The organism is Leptospira ainlahdjerensis, from assembly GCF_016919175.1.
Classification (GTDB): domain Bacteria; phylum Spirochaetota; class Leptospiria; order Leptospirales; family Leptospiraceae; genus Leptospira; species Leptospira ainlahdjerensis.
On record NZ_JAFFPU010000056.1, the window covers coordinates 1 to 19154 of the forward strand.

Sequence of the window (19154 nt, forward strand, 5' to 3'; positions counted from 1 at the left end):
GTGGAAAAATTCCGGAAACTTTCCTCTATCATAAAATCAAACTTTTCGCAAGAAAAAATTCTCATGTAGGAATTCCCACAAAATGCCTTTCTCTCGGGACGATTCTCGTTGTATCTCCTCTTAAATTGTGGGAAGGGTTGCGCTCTGGGTGGTGGAGGCGGGCTGGTGGGAAAAGATCGGGAGAATTTTCCGTAGCACAGAAGACAAATTTCGTAAATCTAAAATACACGATTCTTCTTTTGTCGGAACTCCGACAAAGAAAAAATCTGCTGAAAAATTGACCGACTCCACTTCGCCTTTTTCCCAGCGGGATTTTTCGATCCCAAAAGTAGGAGCTCACACGTTCCCTAAAATTTTCGACTGAATTTCTGAATTCTCGTTTTCTCATACGATCCCAAAAAAAACCCTTTGCCGTGGGAACTCCCAAAAAAGAAAAGATCTCCCGGAAAACCCGGGAGATCGATAAGAAGGGAGAAAGATGTCTTGGTTAAAAACAAATTCAAAAAAAAGAGAAGAAGCACCAACGCTTCCTCCGAAAAATTTTCTACTTTTAAATCGGCTCCGCATTTCGAATGGCTTCCTCGATTTCTTTGAGCTGAGTAGAAATTCTCGCGTCGATCGCTCCCACGTCCGTCTCGATGATAACACCGCCTCGATCCACACGAGAGTCTTCGTAGATATTGACCTTGCGAAGAGATTCCATAAGTTTGATAAGTTCGTCTTTGTGAGCCGTTGTAAGTTCCAAGTCCGCGAAGTTGACCCGAATATCCACTCGGTCTCTGTCCTTGATTCTCTTTAAGGCTTCTCTAATATTGTTGAGAACGATTTCCTTTCTCTCAATGATTTCGTCTTTGATCACTTTCCGCGCGATGATCAAAATCATCTCGACCATCTGTTTCTCAGAGGCCTGGATGATTTCCTCTCGAATATCGATCGCTTTACCAACGATGGTTCCTAAACGGTCGATGAGTCTTCGAACTTCACCTTGACCTTTTTTGAAACCGACTTCTCGTCCCGCATCGTAACCTTTTAAGTAAGCCTCGTGTTCGATCTCCGCGACCTTCATCTCCGCTTCTTTGATCATTCTCTCGACTTCCATCTTCGCACGGTCGAGAATCTGTTCCGCTTTTGCTTTTCCGGTATCTTCTTCTAATTTAACTTTTTCTTTGGAATCTTGGATCATCTGGAAGGCGCGCTTGCGTCCTTCCTCTTCGATCTCTTCCGATTTTCTTCTCGCGTCTTCGAGAAGTTTACGAACCTGTTCTTCGTTCTCTTCTCGATAACGGCTCAGTTCCGCTTCGATCTCTTCGATCGAAGGCCCCTGATATTGTTCGATGATATTCCCTTCTTGGTCTACCTCGAACTCTTCGGCGTCTTCGTCTCTGTGAAACTTTTTATATTTATCGGGAATCGCTAATTCGACCTGATCTTTGATGTCTGCGATTTGAATCGGTTTAAAGACGAGTTTGGCCATCGGTTAAGTAGCTCTCCAAAATTTGATACTTCCTTCTTCGATCTCTTCCCGGAGTCTTTCGAGAATTCCATTCTGAGCCGTCTCCATTTCAGCGAGACTGATCGGACCCATTGAGTCCGACTCCAGACGAATCGACGCGCTCAGAGCCGGTTCTAATTTTTCAAGAATCTGGAGCTGAATTTCAGTCTCCGTCCCTTTGAGCGCACAGGATAGAACGATCGGATGAAAAGAAGAAAAGAATCTATTCAAAGGTTCTCTTTCTAAGAATAACAGATCTTCCATCCGAAAGAAGTGTTCAATTATATTTTCGGCAAAACCTGGTCTCTTCTCGCGGATTCGATCGAAGATTTTTTGAGAATCTCCGGGATTCAGTCTTCCCAAAAGGTCCGCTGCCTTTTTCCCTCGCTGGTTTCGAGTCGGAAGGCTCTTCTCTTCCAATGCGAGCGCTTCTAATTTGAACTTCAGAAAGCGTTCCAGGCGATTCTTCTCATACTCGCTGGAAAGGTCGAGATCGTGGATTTGGATGAGAATTTCTTCTTTTCGCGATTCGGGAAAGTCGTTTAACACCGCGGCGGCCGCGTCCGGATTTCCGAAACAGAGAACCAAGGCGATCATATCCGAATTCTCACCCGAAACGATTCTGGAAATTTCTTCCGCGCTCTTTTGTTTGAGCTCTTGTAAAAGATCCCTTTCCTCTTTTTCTTCTTTGAGAAGAGCTTCCAGTTCCCGAATCAGATTGAGACTTTCGGGATCTATATTCTCCTCTCTCTGAATTTTGGAGAGGGAGCCGAGGAAAGAAGAGAGAACTTCTCTCTCTTCTTTTGAATCCGGTTTTCCGCTTTTATGAAACGATTCAAGAAGTTTCCCCGTCGTCTCCGGACCTAAGTGGCGGTAGACTTCCGGAGGGAGATGTTCTCCCAGGATCCGGAGAAGACTTCCCGCTCTATTTTGTCTGGACGACAGGGAATTCATCAGCTTGCTTCCTCTTCAGAGAGCCATGTGCGGAGAAGCTGTGCGACTTCCTCCGGTTTTTCCCTTGCGAGGTTGATCGCGTTTTCGAGGAGTTCTCTTCGATACTTCTCGTCGAGTGAGAGTTCGACTTCCGCTCCACCTTCGTCCATGACTCGAAGAGCCGCTTCTCTCATCATCTGTTGTTGTGCAGCGAGTTCTTCTTCTCTGAGTCTTCTTCTTCTTGCGATTTCTTTCTTAACCGCTCTGTAAACCAGGATGCTTACGATGAGGAGAAGAATGATGATCAAAGACGCGATGATCATTTGGCGGATCGCTTTCTGCTTGCGGAGTTCTTCGTCTTCCGCGGCGAACTGAGCCGATCTGTCTTTTGGAATCGTGATTACGGAAATCTGATCCCCTCTCGCTTTGTCGAGTCCGACCGCGGCTTCTAAGTTCTTACGGATTTGTCTGAGCTCGTCGTCCGAAACCGGAACGTATTTTCTTTCATAGCCGGTTCCGTCTTCTTTCTCTTTCTTTTCCCACATTCCGTCGATCACGACCGACAAATTGATCTTTTCGACTTTCCAAGGTTGTTTCTGAACTTCGGAAACTCTTCTGTTGAATTCGTAGTTATTGATGTTTTCGGATTTGCTATATTCGGATTTTTGATAGTCCGTATCCTTGTATCCGGGAGGAATGTTCGGCTCGGTTCCCGCAGGTCCGTCCGGAGTGAATCCTCTTCCTTTAAAGTCTTCTTTTGTTTCTTTGGAAGAAACTTTTAAAGAATATCCGTCTACGAGTTTTAATTCGGAGTAGGGCGTGTTCGGGTTATCGGGAATTGCGACGACGGGAGAAACGGAGTTGTCTTTATAGGATTCCTTGTCCCAGTTTAAATTATATTCAAAACGTGTAATATCGACTCTTTCTTCGCCGCCGAGGAGCCAACGAAGGGTGTTTCTCATGTCGATCAATCTTTGGATTCTCTGTTCTTCACCGATTCTTAACTTTTCTTGAACGATTCTGAGTTCGAGTCTTTCTTTTTCGAGATCTTCTTCGAAGTCGCTTATGATCTTACCGTCGGCGTCAGCGACGCTCACGTTTTCAGGTTTTAACTTTGGAACCGCTCTCGAGATCAAGTTTACGATCCCTTTTACTTCCTTTCTGGAAAGAGATTCTACGCCGGGAATGTAATGGAGAATTACGGATGCCTTTACTGGAGACGAGTTGGAGCTAAAGAGTTCGTCTTCGGGGAATGCGATGTTGACGTATGCCTTATCAACCGAACGAAGCGTCATCAAGGATTGTTCGATGGCTCCTTTGAGAGCTCTGTATTTCTTGATGTCTTTGTCGAACTGGGTCTCCGTGAACTTGTCCACGTTGAAAAGTTCCCAGCCTTGCACTCCCGCTGGGATTAAATTTTCCTGTGCGAGTTTCGTGACAATCTCTTGTCTTTGTTCGGGATCGACTGTAACAATGCTCGTATCCGAGGTTCCATATTGGTATCCAAGAGAATCCAGTTTTTTTGTGACCTCGGCAAAATCCTTGCTCGTAAGGTCTTTGAAGAGGACGACTCGGTTCTTTTGCAGAGAGATCGTAGAAAGAATTCCGATCGCAACAATTACGGTTAACGCAACTCCTCCGAGGATGAGTTTCTTGGTCGTATCCAGGGTTGTGAAAAATTCCCGGACGTTATTAATGATTTTCTGCAACTGCTCTGGCATAGCGAATCTCCACCGAATTTACAATACGGGACATAATCAAATATCGGAAAGAAAGTACAATCTCTTTTCAAATTTTTTTAGAAAATATTTATTTGGTACACAAATGTTAAGCGTAGTGGGGTGCGAGCATTCGTTATTTTGAATGTGTTTATTGATATCCGCTTGTGTACTCAATCTTTGTGTAGTGAAAAAGGATTCCGAAAAACCTACTTGGCGTTTAGAATTGAATGTAAGACGGACGAAAGACGAATATAAAATTTTTCATTCCTATGCTCGGGCGAATTTTTCTCCGCCTTTGGCGGAGAAAAACCGCGCTCTCAGCTTCAGTCAAGAAATTGTGTCTCCCGGAAGAATATTATAATGTACGAATTTCAATTTCTTGACTCCGCATCGATCGCTTTCGCGTTCATCGATCCCGCTATTCTTGCAGAAACGTTGGAAAACGTTATAGCCAAAAAAAATCTCCGGCTTTTGATTTAAGAATTGGGTACTTCCGTTTCCATCTCTTGACAAAAAGAAAAATGGTCGAAGACAAGTCGAAAGCCAAGGGCCGCGCTCTGGTTGTCGAATTCGGTGGAGGAATCGACTTTCATATCCATTTCCAAATACAACACAATCGGAATCATTCTCACTTTCGTGACGTAAGTCATCGTTCGCAGTCTTCGATTCTGAGGAGGAAGGTCGGCAAATTACGAATAAACATTTTTGTTTCGACTGTACATTTTTCGAAGGCGAGGGGGAGTTGAATTCCTATCTAATTCCCAAAAAAGAAAAACCGACCGTGCTTATCCGAGGAAAAAACGATGTCGAACGCATGTTTCTGAAAAATTAGGGTTGGAAAAAAAGGAGAAGAGGATAGGAGGTTGCGGTCTCTCGATCGTAATTTCTAAAACGATCGAGAGGAGTGAAATTTTCGATCCCTTTCTCTTCAATCCGCTCCGCTTCGTTTGAAAAAATACTGCAAAAGTTTTCGAACCTGGGCTGGAGGGATTCCGTTTCCGAAAAATTCTCCATCCACCCAGATCTCAAAGTGGAGGTGAATGTTATCGGATAAACCTTTCGCTTCTTCGATGAGTCCCGAATTGCCGATGGTTCCGACGATTTCACCTTGTTTGATTTTACTTCCCACCCGCAGATTGTTTTTGATTGAGGAGAGGTGATTAAAGCTCGTCATAACCCCGTTTCCGTGATCGATCCAAACCTGTCTTCCGCCGAAATCTTTCTCTACGTAAGTAACCGTACCTTTGTGCGACTGAGAAGTATGATATTCGTAATCGGCTAAAGTCATCGGAGAATACGAATGATCCGCGCGAACGACGATCCCGTCTCCCGGCGCGACCGCCTCGTCCTGAAAGTTTAGATTTCGAATTTGTCCATCCGTATCTTTCTTTTTGTATATATCAATTCCCTTATGAACTCCGTTTCTATAAATTCTAGGAGCATTCGGAAGCTGAAAATCTTGGGCGGGAATCAGCCCGCCGATCACGGGAAAGGTATAACCTCGGAGCCGCGCTTCGATTCCGTTCAAAAGTCTCTGGTTCAGAAAAAGTTTTAGATCGCTGATCACGACTCCGCGTTCCGTCGTGTTCGGAAAATAAATTCGTATGACAGAAGCGTCTATACTTTCGAGTTTGTGAAAGTTGACGAGTTCCACTTTTTCGTTTGTAAGAATCGTTCTCCAGTCGTCTCGAATCAAAACTTGAATTTCGTATTTGTGAACGGCTCTTTCCTTTCGAAAGAGGGGAACGGTGATCTCAAGTCCGTTGATGAGACGTTTGGAGCCGAAGTCCACGATGACCCATTCGTTTCCCGGTCGATTGGAGGAATACCAGTGTGTTTGTTGATCCGAATCAAAAAGATTAAAACCTCCGTATTCCGCGGAAAACGCGGAGGATACGGAATAACTAAAGGGCGCGGTTGTCCATCTTCCAAAGTCGATAAAGTCCACTTCGGATCCGAAGTTTCCAAAATTGGGGGCCGAAGCGATCGACACCGTTGAAAGTAGAATCAAAAATGAGAATTTTGATAAGCGAAATCGCATTTTATAAATTATAAAATCCTTATACATGAAACGGTTTGCCGGGTTCCGCTTTGAGATGTTTGGAAACCTCGATTTCCCAGGAATCCAGATATCCGCCGCTTCTTTGTGTCAGGTCCGGCCTGAGCGCGATCGGATTTTCGTTTTTGTCGGCGTACAACGCTCTTCTTCCAAAAAATCTTCCGCCGACTTCCTCTTTCCAAGGTTTTTTTTCCCCGTTTCCTCTCATCTTCCACGCGAGAAGCGAAGCGTCGCAGAGTTCTTTGAGTTCTTTCGGGTCGGCCGAAATTCCGTGATCGGGTCCGTCCAAATTCTTATCCAATGTAAAATGTTTTTCGATCATTGCTGCTCCGAGTGCAACGGCACTGGTCGCCGCGACGCTTCCTGCAGTATGATCCGAAAATCCGATCGGAAACGTATAAAGATTTTGGAATGTTTCTATGATTCTTAAATTTGCTTTTTCAGGCGGAGTTGGATAGAGGGACACGCAGTGCAAAAGACAAAGCTGGTTCGTTCCTTCCTCTTCTAAAAAAGAAATCGCTCTATTCACTTCAAAAAAATCAGCAGCTCCGGAGGATAAGATAACCGGAAGTTTTGTTTTTGCGGTTTCACGCAAAAGTGTTTTGTTTGTAACGTCTCCGCTCGCAATCTTGATCGCGGGAACACCGAGGCTGACGAGTAGCTGCAAAGAACTCACACAAAGGGGTGTGGAAAAAAAGATAAGACCCTCGTCTTGAGCGGCCTCCTGGAACTTTCTGTGCATCGTTTCCGAAAGTTCATATTTTTTGAATATATCCACAAGGATCTTTGCGTCCGGATTGTTTACGTCTATAAATTCTTCCGTAACATAGGATTGAAACTTAACTGCCTGGACTCCCGCTTTTTTCGCGGCGGAAATCGTTCTTTTTCCGATCTCTTCGTCGTTGTTATGATTGAGCCCGATCTCGGCTACGATTACGGGTGGATGTTCATTTCCGACGGTTGTTTGTTTTGAGATTGAGAATTCTTTTTGAAAGGTCATGTTTTACTTCGTCTTCTAATTTTTTGGCGGATATATAAGATTTCGGCTCATCAGCTCATAACTTAAGTTCCAAAATGATTTTGCTTTGATATGATAAGATTCGCATTTTACGGGATCATTCTTACATTCTTCCGTTTCTCCGATTCGAGGAGCGATGGAAAAGGAAGAATTTCGAACCTTGTCCGTAAAACTATAAAAGATCCAGTTGTCTTCGATCCAACCAAAAAGATTTCCGAATGCGAAGTAGGCGGTTCCTCCATTCAGCTTCGGATCCAAAAGATCTCTTCCCATCGCGGAGAATAGAACCTTCTTTCCGACGATTCCGAGGATAGTCGGAATCACGTCCAGTTGAGAGGAAATTCTTGAATCTATTTTGGGTGCGATCTTTCCCGGTGCGTAGATCAAAAAGGGAATGTTTCTGTCTTCAAAATAGTCCAGGTTTCGATGGTGCGCGTGATCTCCTACGAAGATAAAAACCGTTTCTTTGAAGTAAGGAGCCTTCTTTGCCTTTTGCAAAAAAGAATGAATCGCTTCGTCGGAGTAGTGATAGACATTAAAATAATCGGCTTCTTCGAGTGCGTTTGTAAAGACTCTGTCGCTCTGATTCGGGGTTTGATACGGATAGTGAGTGGTTAACGTCAATGTGACTGCGAGAAAAGGAGATTTTTGACGCATTAGAGTTTCGTGAAGTTCGCTTAACAAATCTCCGTCGTAGTATCCCCAAGGTCCGGGTTTGTATTTTTTTAGCGTTTCGAAATGTTCCTGACCTAGGATCGTATCGAATCCCCAGTGTGAAAAAAGAAAATTCATATTATCAAAACTAACGTCTCCTCCGTGAAGAAAGAGGGTTTGATAGCCGATCGATTTGAGGATGGTTCCGAGTCCTGCAAAACGACTGAGGACAAGAGGACTTCTGACTACGGTCAGTCCGGGGCCGTCCGGAATTCCGGTTAACGTGGATAGAAGTCCGTTGGTCGTCCTTCCTCCGCTTGCAAAAAAGGAGGAAAAGTAGATTCCTTCCTTTGCGAGTTCTTCGAAATGAGGAGCGACCAATTTTCCCTCCGGGCGAAAGTTTCCGTTCGAGAATGCGTATTTTCCGGTCCAACTTTCCAGAAGAATCAAAACGATGTTAGGCGGTTTTTTCCCATTCTTCTCTTTGGTTTCGCGTAGGAGGGGATATTCTTTCGAAATAAACTCGGCGCCTGGATACTCGATTTCATCTCTTACGGTTTGTATGGCTTTTGGATAAGGAACTACCAAGTTCGGCGGAATCGACTGGTTTTTTAGATCCATGATCGAAGTAAAAACGCCGTTCAGTGCGAGTTGGTTTACAAGGTGAGTCTTCGACGTCATCGCGTCGCTGGCTCGGAGCGGTCTGGATTGAAAGCCGCCACGAATTAACAAGAATATGAGAGGTGGGATATAAAGAAGTTGCAAGAGTTCCTTTTTTCCGAATTCAGGCGTATAAGTATAGTATGAATTTCGAATGTATTTTGCGGTAGTAAACGGAAAAAGGATGATCAGTAGAATCGTCGATACGGTAGCGATGACCGGATTTCCCGCAAAAAAGGATTTGAGAATCACGAAGAATTCCATTCCCAGAAATACGAATCCCTCGTATCCGAGGTGTTTGTTTGTTTCTCCGAAGTAGAGAACGTCTCCTATAAGATGGGCGGCCGTCCAAAAGAAAAGAACGATCGGAGCCGTTCCCCAGAGCAGTGCATAGATTTTCCATCGATTGAGCGGATGGATCGCAGAAAGGATAAAAAAGGGGCCCAATAGGATTGCACATACCGAAAGGTCGAATCGAATTCCTACAAGAAAACTAATTAGGATTTCGATTAACGTAGCGGATTCTATTTTAGAAAAGAAAATCCCCAAAAAAAAGATTCTGTAGATCAAAAAAAGAATCAGAAATCCCAAGGTATAGGTCGAGAGAATCCTGAGATTTAAGGGAAGCTTTCTAAACATCGATCCGTTTTAGGAAAATAAATTCCAAATCTGAAAAACAAAAAAGGAAACCGTATATGCTAAAATTGTCATGTATCCGAAAAGAAACAATGGCCAGAACATCGAGTTTGTTTCTTTTTTTACAACCGCAAGGGTGGACATACATTGACAGGCAAAGGCAAAGAAAAGAAGTAAACTTACGGAATTCCGAAGACCCCAAACCGGCTTTCCTTGTTCGTCTACGTCCTTGCGAATCGCTTCCTTGAGGTCGTCTTCAGATTCTTCCCCTCCGACTCCGTAGATGATGGAAAGTGTGGAAACCATAACTTCTCTCGCCGCGAAGGAAGTGATGATTCCGATTCCCATTTTCCAATCAAAGCCGATCGGTTTTAAAACGGGTTCCATAAACTTTCCCATCTCGCCCGCGTAGGATTCTCGAATTTGAATTTTTTTGACTTCAGCTTCGGTCACATTTGGAAATTGGGAGGAGTCGATTCTCGGATAGTTTGCCAAAAACCAAAGAAGGATCGAAATAAAAAGGATCAGTTTTCCGGCAGTCGTCAAAAACGCTTTCAATTTTTTGAATACGGTAATTCCTAAACTTTTAAGAGAAGGAGTGTTGTAAGCCGGTAATTCCATGAGGAAATAAGAAGAATCGGAACGAAAGAACGTCTTTTTGAAAACGAGGGCTGCGAGCATCGAAGCGATCATCCCGAGAAGAAATAGACTCAAGAGCGCCAATGCCTTGATGCTAAAAATTCCCCAGAGAGCTCCCGCAGGAAAGATCGCTCCGATGACGAGGATATATACCGGATAACGCGCCGAACACGTGATCAACGGAGAAACAAGAATCGTCGTGATACGATCGGCTTTGTTTTCAATCGTTCTCGTGCCCATGATCGCGGGGACCGCGCAGGCAGCGGAAGATAAAAGCGGGATAAAGGATTTTCCAGAAAGCCCGAACTTACTCATAAAACGATCCATCACAAAGGAAGCCCTTGCGATATAACCCGTTTCTTCCAGGATTCCGATAAAGAAAAACAAAAGGCTGATCTGGGGAATGAATACAAGAACGGCTCCAACGCCTCCGATGATTCCTTCTTGTACGAGCGATCGCAGAGGTCCTTCCGCAAAGTAAGCTCCTACAAAAGTTCCCACGCTCTGAACTGTGGATTCGATCCAGTCCATAGGAATTTCCGACCAGGTAAACAAAGCTTGGAATACAAGAGCCATGATTCCCAAAAAGGAAACGACTCCCCAAAACGGGTGGAGGAGAATTCGATCCACTCTGGAAAGAATTCTTTCGTTGTTAAGCGAAGTCCCCGAAACCGCAGAACCCAGTATTTTCTTGATATAGATCGATTTCTGAGTCAATTCTTCCAAATATGTAAACTTCAAATTGGAATTTTCGAACTGTTCTCTAACAAACGTTTGGGATTCTTTCGGAAGAAGGGAAAGAGCGGGAAGACCCTTTTGTAGTGTCTCCCCGGAAAGTTCTTTGAGGGCGCTTGTCAAAACAAACTTTAAAGAATTGGTATCTTTCGATGAGAAGGATTTTAAAAGACGGTTTAAGAATTGCTCGCGTTCTTGATCCCATTGAAAGGATTTGATCGGAAGACGAAAGGCTCCCGGTGAAACGAGAAGACTTTTTAGCTCTTGGATTCCTTCTCCTTTTTTTGGATTTACGAAATGAAATAAAATTCCGAATTCGCGGGAAAGAACGTCGAGATCCAGATGAACTCTCTTTTTTTCCAAGACGTCTTTCATCGTTACCGCGACCAAAACGGGAACGTTCAATTCTAAGATTTGAAGAAGGAACTGCAAAGACCTTTCGGCAAGAGACGCATCCATTACAAATAGAATTCGATCTCCTTCTTCGTGACTGATTAGAACTCGGCTCGTGACCTGTTTGTCTTCCGCGTTTGCTCCGAGGCTATATGCTCCGGGAAGATCCAAAACCTTTAAGGAATTTTCTCCTTGTTTTACGGTTCCTTCGGCTTTTTCCACGGTCACTCCGTGATAGTTCCCTGTCTTTTGTCTAAGACCTGTTAGGCGATTGAAGAGGGTCGTTTTCCCGCAGTTTGGGTTTCCCGCCATCAGGATTCTGGAGGTTTTAGAATTTGTACTCACGTCAGCATGGCCCATCGGCGACCTCACCTATTCGAATCAATTCCGCTTCCGCTTCTCGAATCGCAATTTCCACTTCTCCCGCTCTGAGGATGATTTTTTTTTGAGATTCGTATCTTTCCAAAACGAGAACCTTGATTCCGGGTAGAAGGCCGATATCCAGTATATTTCGAAAAAGGTCTTCTTTTCCGGGCTTCTGAATCAAAGATACGATCGAGGCTTCTTGCCCCTTTTTCAATTCGTTTAACAAAAAGGTCATATCAGAAATTTTTCTCGGTCTCGGATGAGATCGATATCCGGAGCCATCGTCTTTACGTATCGATCAAAATAAAGTATCTGTTTGATGAGAAGTCCGAATTCTTTCGGGATCTTGAGTCCGTTTCGAAGCGAAATTTCCCGAAACTCGAAAAGAATCGCGTTTAACTTCTTATCGTCGAGCGATTCTAAATCTCCCATCTGAAGTTTCATCACCATGTCGGTCATACGAGAGAAAACCGCTTCCAAATCTTTGGAAAGTTTTTTCTCGTCCACCCCCTTTGCAGTGGAATCCATCTGGATCAAACCCTTCGCGATCTTTTCGGTACGATTGAGACTCAGTCCCTCGAGGAAAATCATCAGACCTTCCCAGACGCGGGGCGAAATTCTTCCGACGATTCCGAAGTCGATAAAACCCACGGTTCCGTCCCGAAGAATCATTAGATTTCCTGCATGAACATCCGCGTGAAAAAAACCGTTTCTTGCAAGAGTGGAAAACCAGATTTCGAGGGCTTCGGTGAGAGTTTTTTGAGGATCGGAAGAATATCTTCGGATCGATTGTTCGTCAGTGATCGGAGCTCCGTAAAAACGTTCCATCGTAAGAATTTTTTTCGTTGAAAGTTCTCTGTAAACTTTCGGAACCCTCGCCCTGGTTTCTCCCATTGAAAGAAGTTCCCTTTCAAATTCTTCTATGTTGTCGGCTTCTTTGTAAAAATCAATTTCTTCTAATATAGAACTTTGGAACTGTTCGACCATATCCGAGATTCCGGATTTACTCAGGCCCGGCGCAAATCTTTCAAAAAGAACGGAAGCAAAGTAGATGAGATTCAAATCCGCTGACAAGGTAGCTTCGATATCGGGTCTTTGCACCTTGATGACGACGTCTAGTCCGTCCTTTGTGACCGCTGCGTGTACTTGTGCGATCGAAGCCGAGGCGATCGGAATCGGTTCCACGCTGTAAAAATGATCCGTGAGTTGACCACCGAGTTCTTTGCGAATGATTTTTTCGATCGTAGAATAGGGAAGAGGGCGGATCGAGTCCAAACATTTTTGCATTTCACTCACAAACTCGTCGGGGAAGAGAGAAGGCGCAGAGGCGATAAATTGACCTAATTTGATATAGGTGGCCCCAAGGTCTTCAAAGGCTTCCCGGAGTCGGATGGGAAAGGTTTCCAAGGAACCGCCGCCCAATGCGAGATCTTTTACGAGGAGGAGCGTTTTTGTGGAGAATACAAAACCGCTATTTAAGATACGGGAGGCACCGCCAAAACCCATTTTCAGGGATTCAAAAAATCCGGCCATATTCACAAAGGTTCTGAACTTCCTTCCAAAAGACAACTACAGAAAGGATGCTTAAAAAATGGCGGTGTCTGCGAGAGGAAACCGCTTTTTTGTTTACGAACGAAGTCAAATTCTGATTATGACTAAATAAAATACACCTCCGCGGGCGTATCTTCTCTATGAGTAGCGATTCAGTATTACTTCAGGAACTCGATAAACTTGAACTCAACGACCTGAAGAAAGTCGCCACCCTCTGGAATCTAGCGAAACTTCCCTACAAAGAAAAAAACAAAAACGTAACCTATCTTTACGAAATTTTTCAGGATGAATTTTTTCTGAAAGGAGTTTTGGAAAAGCTCACTCAACTTCAGGTTACGATCTATACCAGCATTCTTAAGAATAAAAACGTTCTGACCTTGGGAGAAATTTCCCGCAAGGTGAACATTCCTCCGATCAACGTGGAGATGGAACTCAATCTTCTCCGAAAATACCAGCTCGTTTATCAGAGAAAAAACCGAGAAAGACTTACAAACAATTTAGATAAGTATCATGCTTTTGAAGAGATTGCCGATCTCGTTCCTCTCGAACAGAATCTCAAAGGGGATAAATATAAGATTTCCTTGGAGAAAATACTCGATCGTAAAAAAACGACCGAAATTCCGGACGAGTGGAAGGCAGCCGTCAAGTCTCCAAAACAGATTGACTCGATAAAAAAATTCTATTCGATCGCGACTTCCGAAGAAGGAATCGATCTCAATCTACAATCTCTCGCGGATTTGGAAAGAGACACTCTTGTGCGAATTTATCTGAGCGGAGGCGTCTCCGAAGCCGAGGATATTCGCAGTTACGTTGTTACAAGCCGTGGAAAATACGAACAAGTGGTTCCTTCGCTCATTGCAAAGGGAATGGTCGTTGACGTTTGTTTCGTCGACGAAAAGTTCGTTCGCGTTTTTGCGATCCCCGATGAAATTCTAAAATACGTTCAAACCCATCCGATTCTTCCTTCCGTAAAAAAAGGAACCAAACAAAGGACCGAAAAACTCGCGGCGAACGATCTTGATTTCTTTCTCAACACGAAGAAATTGATCTCTTATATCAGCCGCAAAGGGCTTGTCCTCGCAAAATCGGGAAAGGTAAAACAAGCCGATCACAAAAGAACGGAACAGGAACTTCTCAATCCGGATATAGGAATCTTCCCTGAAAAGAGCCAGATCTATCAGATGGAGCTCATTCTTCCCGTATTAAAACTTTTGAATCTTGTGGATATCAAAGGTGAGAATATCGTTCTGAAAGGGGACGTGAGCGGGTTTATCGAAAAAGATATCTTTGAGATCATGAAACTCGTCGTGCACGAAGTCAACGAAGCGAGAATGAAACGAGTAGTTCCTGCGGAAGTCTTCACTGCGACGGAGATGCCATTCTACGACAAACTCATCCTCGATAAGTGTGTGAGTTTGATCATCAAGGCGAAACGAATTCATCTTTCGGTGATCTTTTCCAATATCATTCGGGAACACATGATTCTTTCTCCTGGATTTAGAACGAAGAATTTTCAATCTGACCTCGCGGAACTCCGCAAGGAAATCATGAGTGGAATTTTCTATCTTCATCTTTTCGGACTTTTAGAAATCGAATATCCGAATCGTTTTTTGACCCTTTCCAAACTGGGTGAATATTTTTTCCAAACGGGAGAATTGTCTCACAGGACCGAAAAGGGCGGAATCACGATCAACCCGGACTTTACGATCATTGCGTTTCCGGATCGAGTTTCGATTCACGGTCTTCATCTTCTCAAGGCTTTTACCGAACTCAAGGACTACGATCGGGTCTATACGTTTGTTCTTACCAAAGAAGCGTTTCAGCTGGGAATTCTTCTCGGATACAAACCGGCTGAGTTTGTTGATTTCTTAAAGACTTCCAGCAAAGCCGATCTTGCACAGAACCTTCTCTTCTTATTGGAAGACTGGGGCGGAAATCTTCCGGTTGTCGATATCACGGAAGATTGTGTTCTCGTGCGCACCAAAGATCAAAATACGATGGAGCTTCTTTTGGGTCAGATCAAAGGGAAGAAGATCGTCCTCGACGAAATCGGACCGACCGCTGTTCTTGTGGATAAGAATCGGGTGCAAGACGTGATCACCGTTTCTGAAAAATTGAATCTGATCGTAAACCTTACCCGCTAAAAATTCCGGTCCTCGGGTGATTCCTCATCCTCCTTTTTGTCTTTTGTAAAAGAGTTGTTCTCGGTTTCCGCTCCTTTCGAAAATAAGACTCCCCAAAGAATTTCCGGAGACGCGGAATGGGGTAACCTATTAAAATCCGATCTGTGGACTTCGAATTTTCTTCGAAACATTTGCAGTCGACGAAAGATTTGATTCCAAACTTCTAAAAAGTGTGGGAACTCCCCGCCTGGTTTTCAAAAGCAGACTCGAAGACAAAAAGTGTGGGAACTCCCCGCCGGGTTTTCAAAAGCAGACGCGAAGACAAAAAGTGTGGGAACTCCCCGCCTGGTTTTCAAAAGCAGACTCGAAGACAAAAAGTGTGGGAACTCCCCACCTGGTTTTCAAAAGCAGACGCGAAGACAAAAAGTGTGGGAACTCCTCATCGAGTTTTCAAAAGCAGACTCGAAGACAAAAAGTGTGGGAACTCCCCACCGGGTTTTCAAAAGCAGACTCGAAGACAAAAAGTGCGGGAACTCCTATGTTTCTTTTCTCATTGCTTTTCCGCTCAGACCGATCGATGACTTTTTCGAATCTTTCGAAATATGGAAAGAAGCCATTCCTTTTCTGCTCTTGAATGTTCCGAAAGAAACCTCACAGCCGATTCTTGTTAGCAATCCGGAAAGCAACTTTGATCGAGAGACGATCTTATATTTGAAAGAAATGTAGATTCGACCCGGAAATCGGCTCGAATCTACGTGGAAAACAAAAGTTAGGCGGAGGAACTCTTTTCGGCATTCGTTTTTTGTTTTCCGAGGTTTAGATTCTAACCATCGAAATCTTCTTCAGGATCGAGGCGGAATTCAGAAATTCTTCCTCAAAAGAAAAATGATGGTTTCAGATCGTGGAGTCAACACACGAAGGGAGAGGCTTTCGTCGTAAAAGCGGAGGTGATCGCGAACTTTTTTTAGAGAATCCGATTTCAGAAATCGAGGGAAGACGCGGATGGGTTTGTGATTTTTCGAAACCAAGAGGATGAGGAGTTTCCAAAGAAACGTTCGAAAAATTCAAAACAAATTTTCGGGAAAGTTCGGAGGGAGAAAAAAAGGGAACGATTTTAATTTTGAGGAAACAAGAAAAGAAAGGCGAATCTCAGTTTCCGAGCCCGAAAGCTCGGAAAGGAAGTTGAAAAATTACTCTTCTACTTTGATTTTACTTTTGAATTCCCATTTACGATAGGGAGCAATCGCTTGTAATCTTTCGTCCGTTACGAAGAATAAAGCCTCTCCGTATTTCACGAGACCCCCTTTGTAGTGCGCATACTTTGTCTTATGATCGATCAGTCCGATTTCTCTGACCTTGCTCCAATCGTCGCATGTCTTGAGAGTCGGGACTTTTCTAAGATGCAACTCCTTGATCTTATTGTCTTTCACGGAGTCTCTGAGTATCTTTTCCCATTCCATAAAGTGCAAACTAAAAGGAAGGGGGGAAAAATCAAGGGTTTTTGCGCGCCTTGCGGCTCTCTTTCTTCTTCTTTAGAGTTTGAAAAATTCCACTTCTTTTTTTAGATCCTCTGCGAGTCGTGCAAGGCCGATCGAACTGGAACTCAGCTCTTCGGAAGAAGCCGCAGACGACTGATTGAGATCGTTTATCATCGTGATCGTTCTTGAGATTTCCTCGATTGCGATTTTTTGTTCTCTCACCGCGACCTGGATCACGTCCGATCTTCCTTTGACTTCTTTTGCCGTAAGATTCATCTGATCGTTTTTAGAAAGTTGGTCTTCCATAAACTGATTCACGGTTTTCATCTGGCGGTTGATCTCGGAAATTCCCTGGATGATTCCCGATATAACGGTAACTGTGTTCGTGATGTTTTTGATTCCGTTCCCGATTTCGGTTTCGTTACTCTGGATGATTTCCTCAATGTCTTTGATGCTGTTCGTCGTTTTGTCGGCGAGTTTGGAAATTTCATCGGCGACCACGGCAAACCCTTTTCCCGCAGAACCCGCTCTTGCGGCTTCGATAGCAGCGTTTAACGCCAACAAGTGAATCTGTTCCGAGATCGTGTTGATGATTTCGATGACGCCCGTGATGTCTTCGGAACTGCGGCTGATCTTGGTGATCGATTGGTTCGTGAGTTCGAGAGCGCTTCCGCCTTTTTTGGCTTCCTCCGTGATTCTTTCCACGTCCGACATCGTCTTTTCGAGATTGACCGAGGTTTCGTGGATGGAGTTGGAGAATTTATTCATGTCAAGACCGAGCCTGTCCAAAAGACCCACCTGTTCCCTCGTTTGAGTTTCGACCCCATCCATTCCCGCTGAAATCTCTTCGATCGAAGCCGAAATCTCTTCTGAAGAAGCGGCTTGATTCTGCGCGTTGTCCGAGATAAAATTGAGGGCTCCCGACATTTCATCGGAAGAGGAGGCGAGATTACCGGAGGCCTCGATGATCTTCCCGAGGATCATTTTCACTTTTTTGTTAAACGAATTGATGGAGATGGACATTTCTCCGATTTCGTCCATCGACAGAACCTTAAGACCTTTTGTAAGATCTCCTTCCGCCATCGCTTCCAAAACGTCCTTGCTATCCTCCAGAGGTCTGAGTCTTTTTTGCAGAATGATATAGATCAAAAATCCGATAAACAACATCCCTACCGTGGAGATTGCTGCCATCGCAAGAACGGAAATGATCGCATCATCCGCAATCTCTTCGTTTTCGATCGAAGCGAACGTGATAAAGTCGTATTTTGGATTCTTACGAAGAATCATATATTTGTATTTTCCGTTGAATAAATAACGAACCGGAACGTTGTCCTTATAATTTTTCACCTGTTCGTAAAACGGAAAGTCAGTGAGATTTTTTAAGTTTAGAGTCGGGTTTACGTGATTGATGATCACTTCTCCGTGATTGAGAAGACCGGGATAACCCGACTTACCGATTTGAATCGAGCCGATCAATTTACTCGTAAGATCCGCGATTCTAAGGCCGAGTGCAAGATAAGTTGACTTTTCACCCGGAATCGATTCCAGAGCCAAAACTACGGGAGTGCCCGATACCGAAGACGCGATCGGTTTGCTGAGGAACATTTTTTCCGAAGAAAGAGCCTCGATGATTTTTGTTTCGGAGGGAAGTTGGTAATCCGAGAGTTTGGAAGCTCCGTTGGATGCGAGAGTTCCGGTCGCGGCTAAAAGTTTCCAATTCTCACCTTCGGCTCGAATGATCGCCATCGATTCGTATTTGGAGGATCTTCCGAGAAGATTTTCAAAATGTTTCTGCGTTTCTTTTTCTTTTCCGCTCGAGACCGAAAAAAGAAAATTCGGATCGTTTCGAAGTCTATCCGCGTCACCTTGCACTTCCTCAAAAATCGTTTCGGTAAGAATGTGAAGCGTTTCATTCACGTTGATCATCTGATTAAAATACGATTTTCGGATCGCGGTATAATTGAGTTTGAAGACGAGGCTCGAAACTCCGATCGCGAGAATGATGACGATGAAGATAAAAGTGATCGTGAGAGACCTTGTCAATTTGACTTTTACGAGACTGGAAGTGTCGATATTGCTGAACGCGCCGGATTCGATGAGTTTGGAAGTAAGTCTTTCCGAAACCAGAAACGAATAGACTCCCAAGGAAAGCGAAAGCATAAGAATGATCGAAAAAAGATTGTAATAGTCCGATTTATCCAAAACGGTAAAACGGCTGAGCAAAATCACGATGACCAATCCGGAGATAAAAATTCTCAAGGCGATTTCGATCGAATGTCCGAAAGGAAGTCTCAAAACGGCTTTTTGAGCGTTCAGGGCCGTATCCTTATCGATGATTCCTTGCTCGACAGTATGGACGTAATTTTCGATCGGTTTTAACCTGCGTTTGTCCGCAAAGACGGTATAGATCAGAGTAAAGAACGTGGTAGAAAGAGTGATGTATATCGCGATCCTTAGATGTTGCGGTTCCATTTCCAGAAACGTCTGGTAGAAAATAATCGCGGTTCCCACCGCGATTAGGTAGCTGACGAGTTCGGTGATAAGAATAAACTGAAGTATGAATTTGCGGATCGATTTAGTGATTTCATCCATGAGGCGGGTTCCCGATATCACCTTTGCGTAACACGCATCGGTTTTTGCTTCTTTTCGGTAAATTTCCAGGTTTACACGCTTGAATACAAGGAGAAACTAATTTG

Annotated in this window: 15 protein-coding genes; 3 read left to right on the forward strand and 12 right to left on the reverse strand. The window is 44.0% G+C overall.

Annotated elements, in window-relative coordinates; all coding sequences use genetic code 11:
- On the forward strand, positions 1 to 281 hold a 281-nt coding region (locus JWG45_RS14605), incomplete at its 5' end, for a hypothetical protein (RefSeq protein WP_205280420.1).
- A 269-nt stretch (positions 282 to 550) separates the two neighbouring features.
- On the opposite strand, the gene fliH is transcribed toward JWG45_RS14605, so the two are convergent.
- From fliH to JWG45_RS14655, 10 genes are all read right to left on the reverse strand, one after another.
- On the reverse strand, positions 551 to 1474 hold the full coding sequence (gene fliH, locus JWG45_RS14610) for a flagellar assembly protein FliH (protein ID WP_002626492.1): 924 nt from the start codon (positions 1472 to 1474) through the stop codon (positions 551 to 553).
- Between the two features lie 3 nt (positions 1475 to 1477).
- Entirely contained in the window at positions 1478 to 2446 is a 969-nt protein-coding gene (locus JWG45_RS14615; protein ID WP_205280421.1) for a FliG C-terminal domain-containing protein, read from the reverse strand.
- Positions 2446 to 4146 carry a flagellar basal-body MS-ring/collar protein FliF gene (gene fliF / locus JWG45_RS14620; RefSeq protein ID WP_205280422.1) on the reverse strand — a complete coding sequence of 567 codons (1701 nt, stop codon included), beginning with the start codon at positions 4144 to 4146 and terminating at the stop codon, positions 2446 to 2448. The genes JWG45_RS14615 and fliF overlap by 1 nt, the downstream gene beginning before the upstream one ends.
- A gap of 476 nt (positions 4147 to 4622) precedes the next feature.
- Positions 4623 to 4796 carry a hypothetical protein gene (locus JWG45_RS14625; protein ID WP_205280423.1) on the reverse strand — a complete coding sequence of 58 codons (174 nt, stop codon included), beginning with the start codon at positions 4794 to 4796 and terminating at the stop codon, positions 4623 to 4625.
- 278 nt (positions 4797 to 5074) lie between these two features.
- The gene (locus JWG45_RS14630; RefSeq protein ID WP_408611638.1) at positions 5075 to 6187 is read right to left on the reverse strand and encodes a peptidoglycan DD-metalloendopeptidase family protein; all 1113 of its coding nucleotides are present in this window, start codon (positions 6185 to 6187) and stop codon (positions 5075 to 5077) included.
- A gap of 19 nt (positions 6188 to 6206) precedes the next feature.
- The gene (locus JWG45_RS14635; protein ID WP_205280425.1) at positions 6207 to 7205 is read right to left on the reverse strand and encodes an N-acetylneuraminate synthase family protein; all 999 of its coding nucleotides are present in this window, start codon (positions 7203 to 7205) and stop codon (positions 6207 to 6209) included.
- A gap of 15 nt (positions 7206 to 7220) precedes the next feature.
- Positions 7221 to 9176, reverse strand: a complete 1956-nt coding sequence (locus JWG45_RS14640) for an LTA synthase family protein (protein ID WP_205280426.1) — start codon at positions 9174 to 9176, stop codon at positions 7221 to 7223.
- 9 nt (positions 9177 to 9185) lie between these two features.
- On the reverse strand, positions 9186 to 11300 hold the full coding sequence (gene feoB / locus JWG45_RS14645; protein WP_205280427.1) for a ferrous iron transport protein B: 2115 nt from the start codon (positions 11298 to 11300) through the stop codon (positions 9186 to 9188).
- The gene (locus JWG45_RS14650) at positions 11287 to 11541 is read right to left on the reverse strand and encodes a FeoA family protein (protein ID WP_205280428.1); all 255 of its coding nucleotides are present in this window, start codon (positions 11539 to 11541) and stop codon (positions 11287 to 11289) included. Before JWG45_RS14650 ends, feoB begins: the two co-directional genes overlap by 14 nt.
- Positions 11538 to 12839 (reverse strand): ABC1 kinase family protein, encoded by a 1302-nt coding sequence (locus JWG45_RS14655; RefSeq protein WP_205280429.1) that lies wholly within the window; start codon positions 12837 to 12839, stop codon positions 11538 to 11540. The genes JWG45_RS14650 and JWG45_RS14655 overlap by 4 nt, the downstream gene beginning before the upstream one ends.
- Before the next feature lie 158 nt (positions 12840 to 12997).
- Between JWG45_RS14655 and JWG45_RS14660 the strand changes: the two genes are divergently transcribed.
- The gene (locus JWG45_RS14660) at positions 12998 to 15001 is read left to right on the forward strand and encodes a helicase (RefSeq protein WP_205280430.1); all 2004 of its coding nucleotides are present in this window, start codon (positions 12998 to 13000) and stop codon (positions 14999 to 15001) included.
- A 258-nt stretch (positions 15002 to 15259) separates the two neighbouring features.
- Positions 15260 to 15706 (forward strand): hypothetical protein, encoded by a 447-nt coding sequence (locus JWG45_RS14665; RefSeq protein WP_205280431.1) that lies wholly within the window; start codon positions 15260 to 15262, stop codon positions 15704 to 15706.
- 464 nt (positions 15707 to 16170) lie between these two features.
- On the opposite strand, the gene JWG45_RS14670 is transcribed toward JWG45_RS14665, so the two are convergent.
- Both JWG45_RS14670 and JWG45_RS14675 read right to left on the reverse strand, forming a co-directional pair.
- The gene (locus JWG45_RS14670) at positions 16171 to 16440 is read right to left on the reverse strand and encodes a hypothetical protein (protein ID WP_069609254.1); all 270 of its coding nucleotides are present in this window, start codon (positions 16438 to 16440) and stop codon (positions 16171 to 16173) included.
- 72 nt (positions 16441 to 16512) lie between these two features.
- Positions 16513 to 19050, reverse strand: a complete 2538-nt coding sequence (locus tag JWG45_RS14675) for a methyl-accepting chemotaxis protein (protein ID WP_205280432.1) — start codon at positions 19048 to 19050, stop codon at positions 16513 to 16515.
- Positions 19051 to 19154 lie beyond the last annotated feature (104 nt).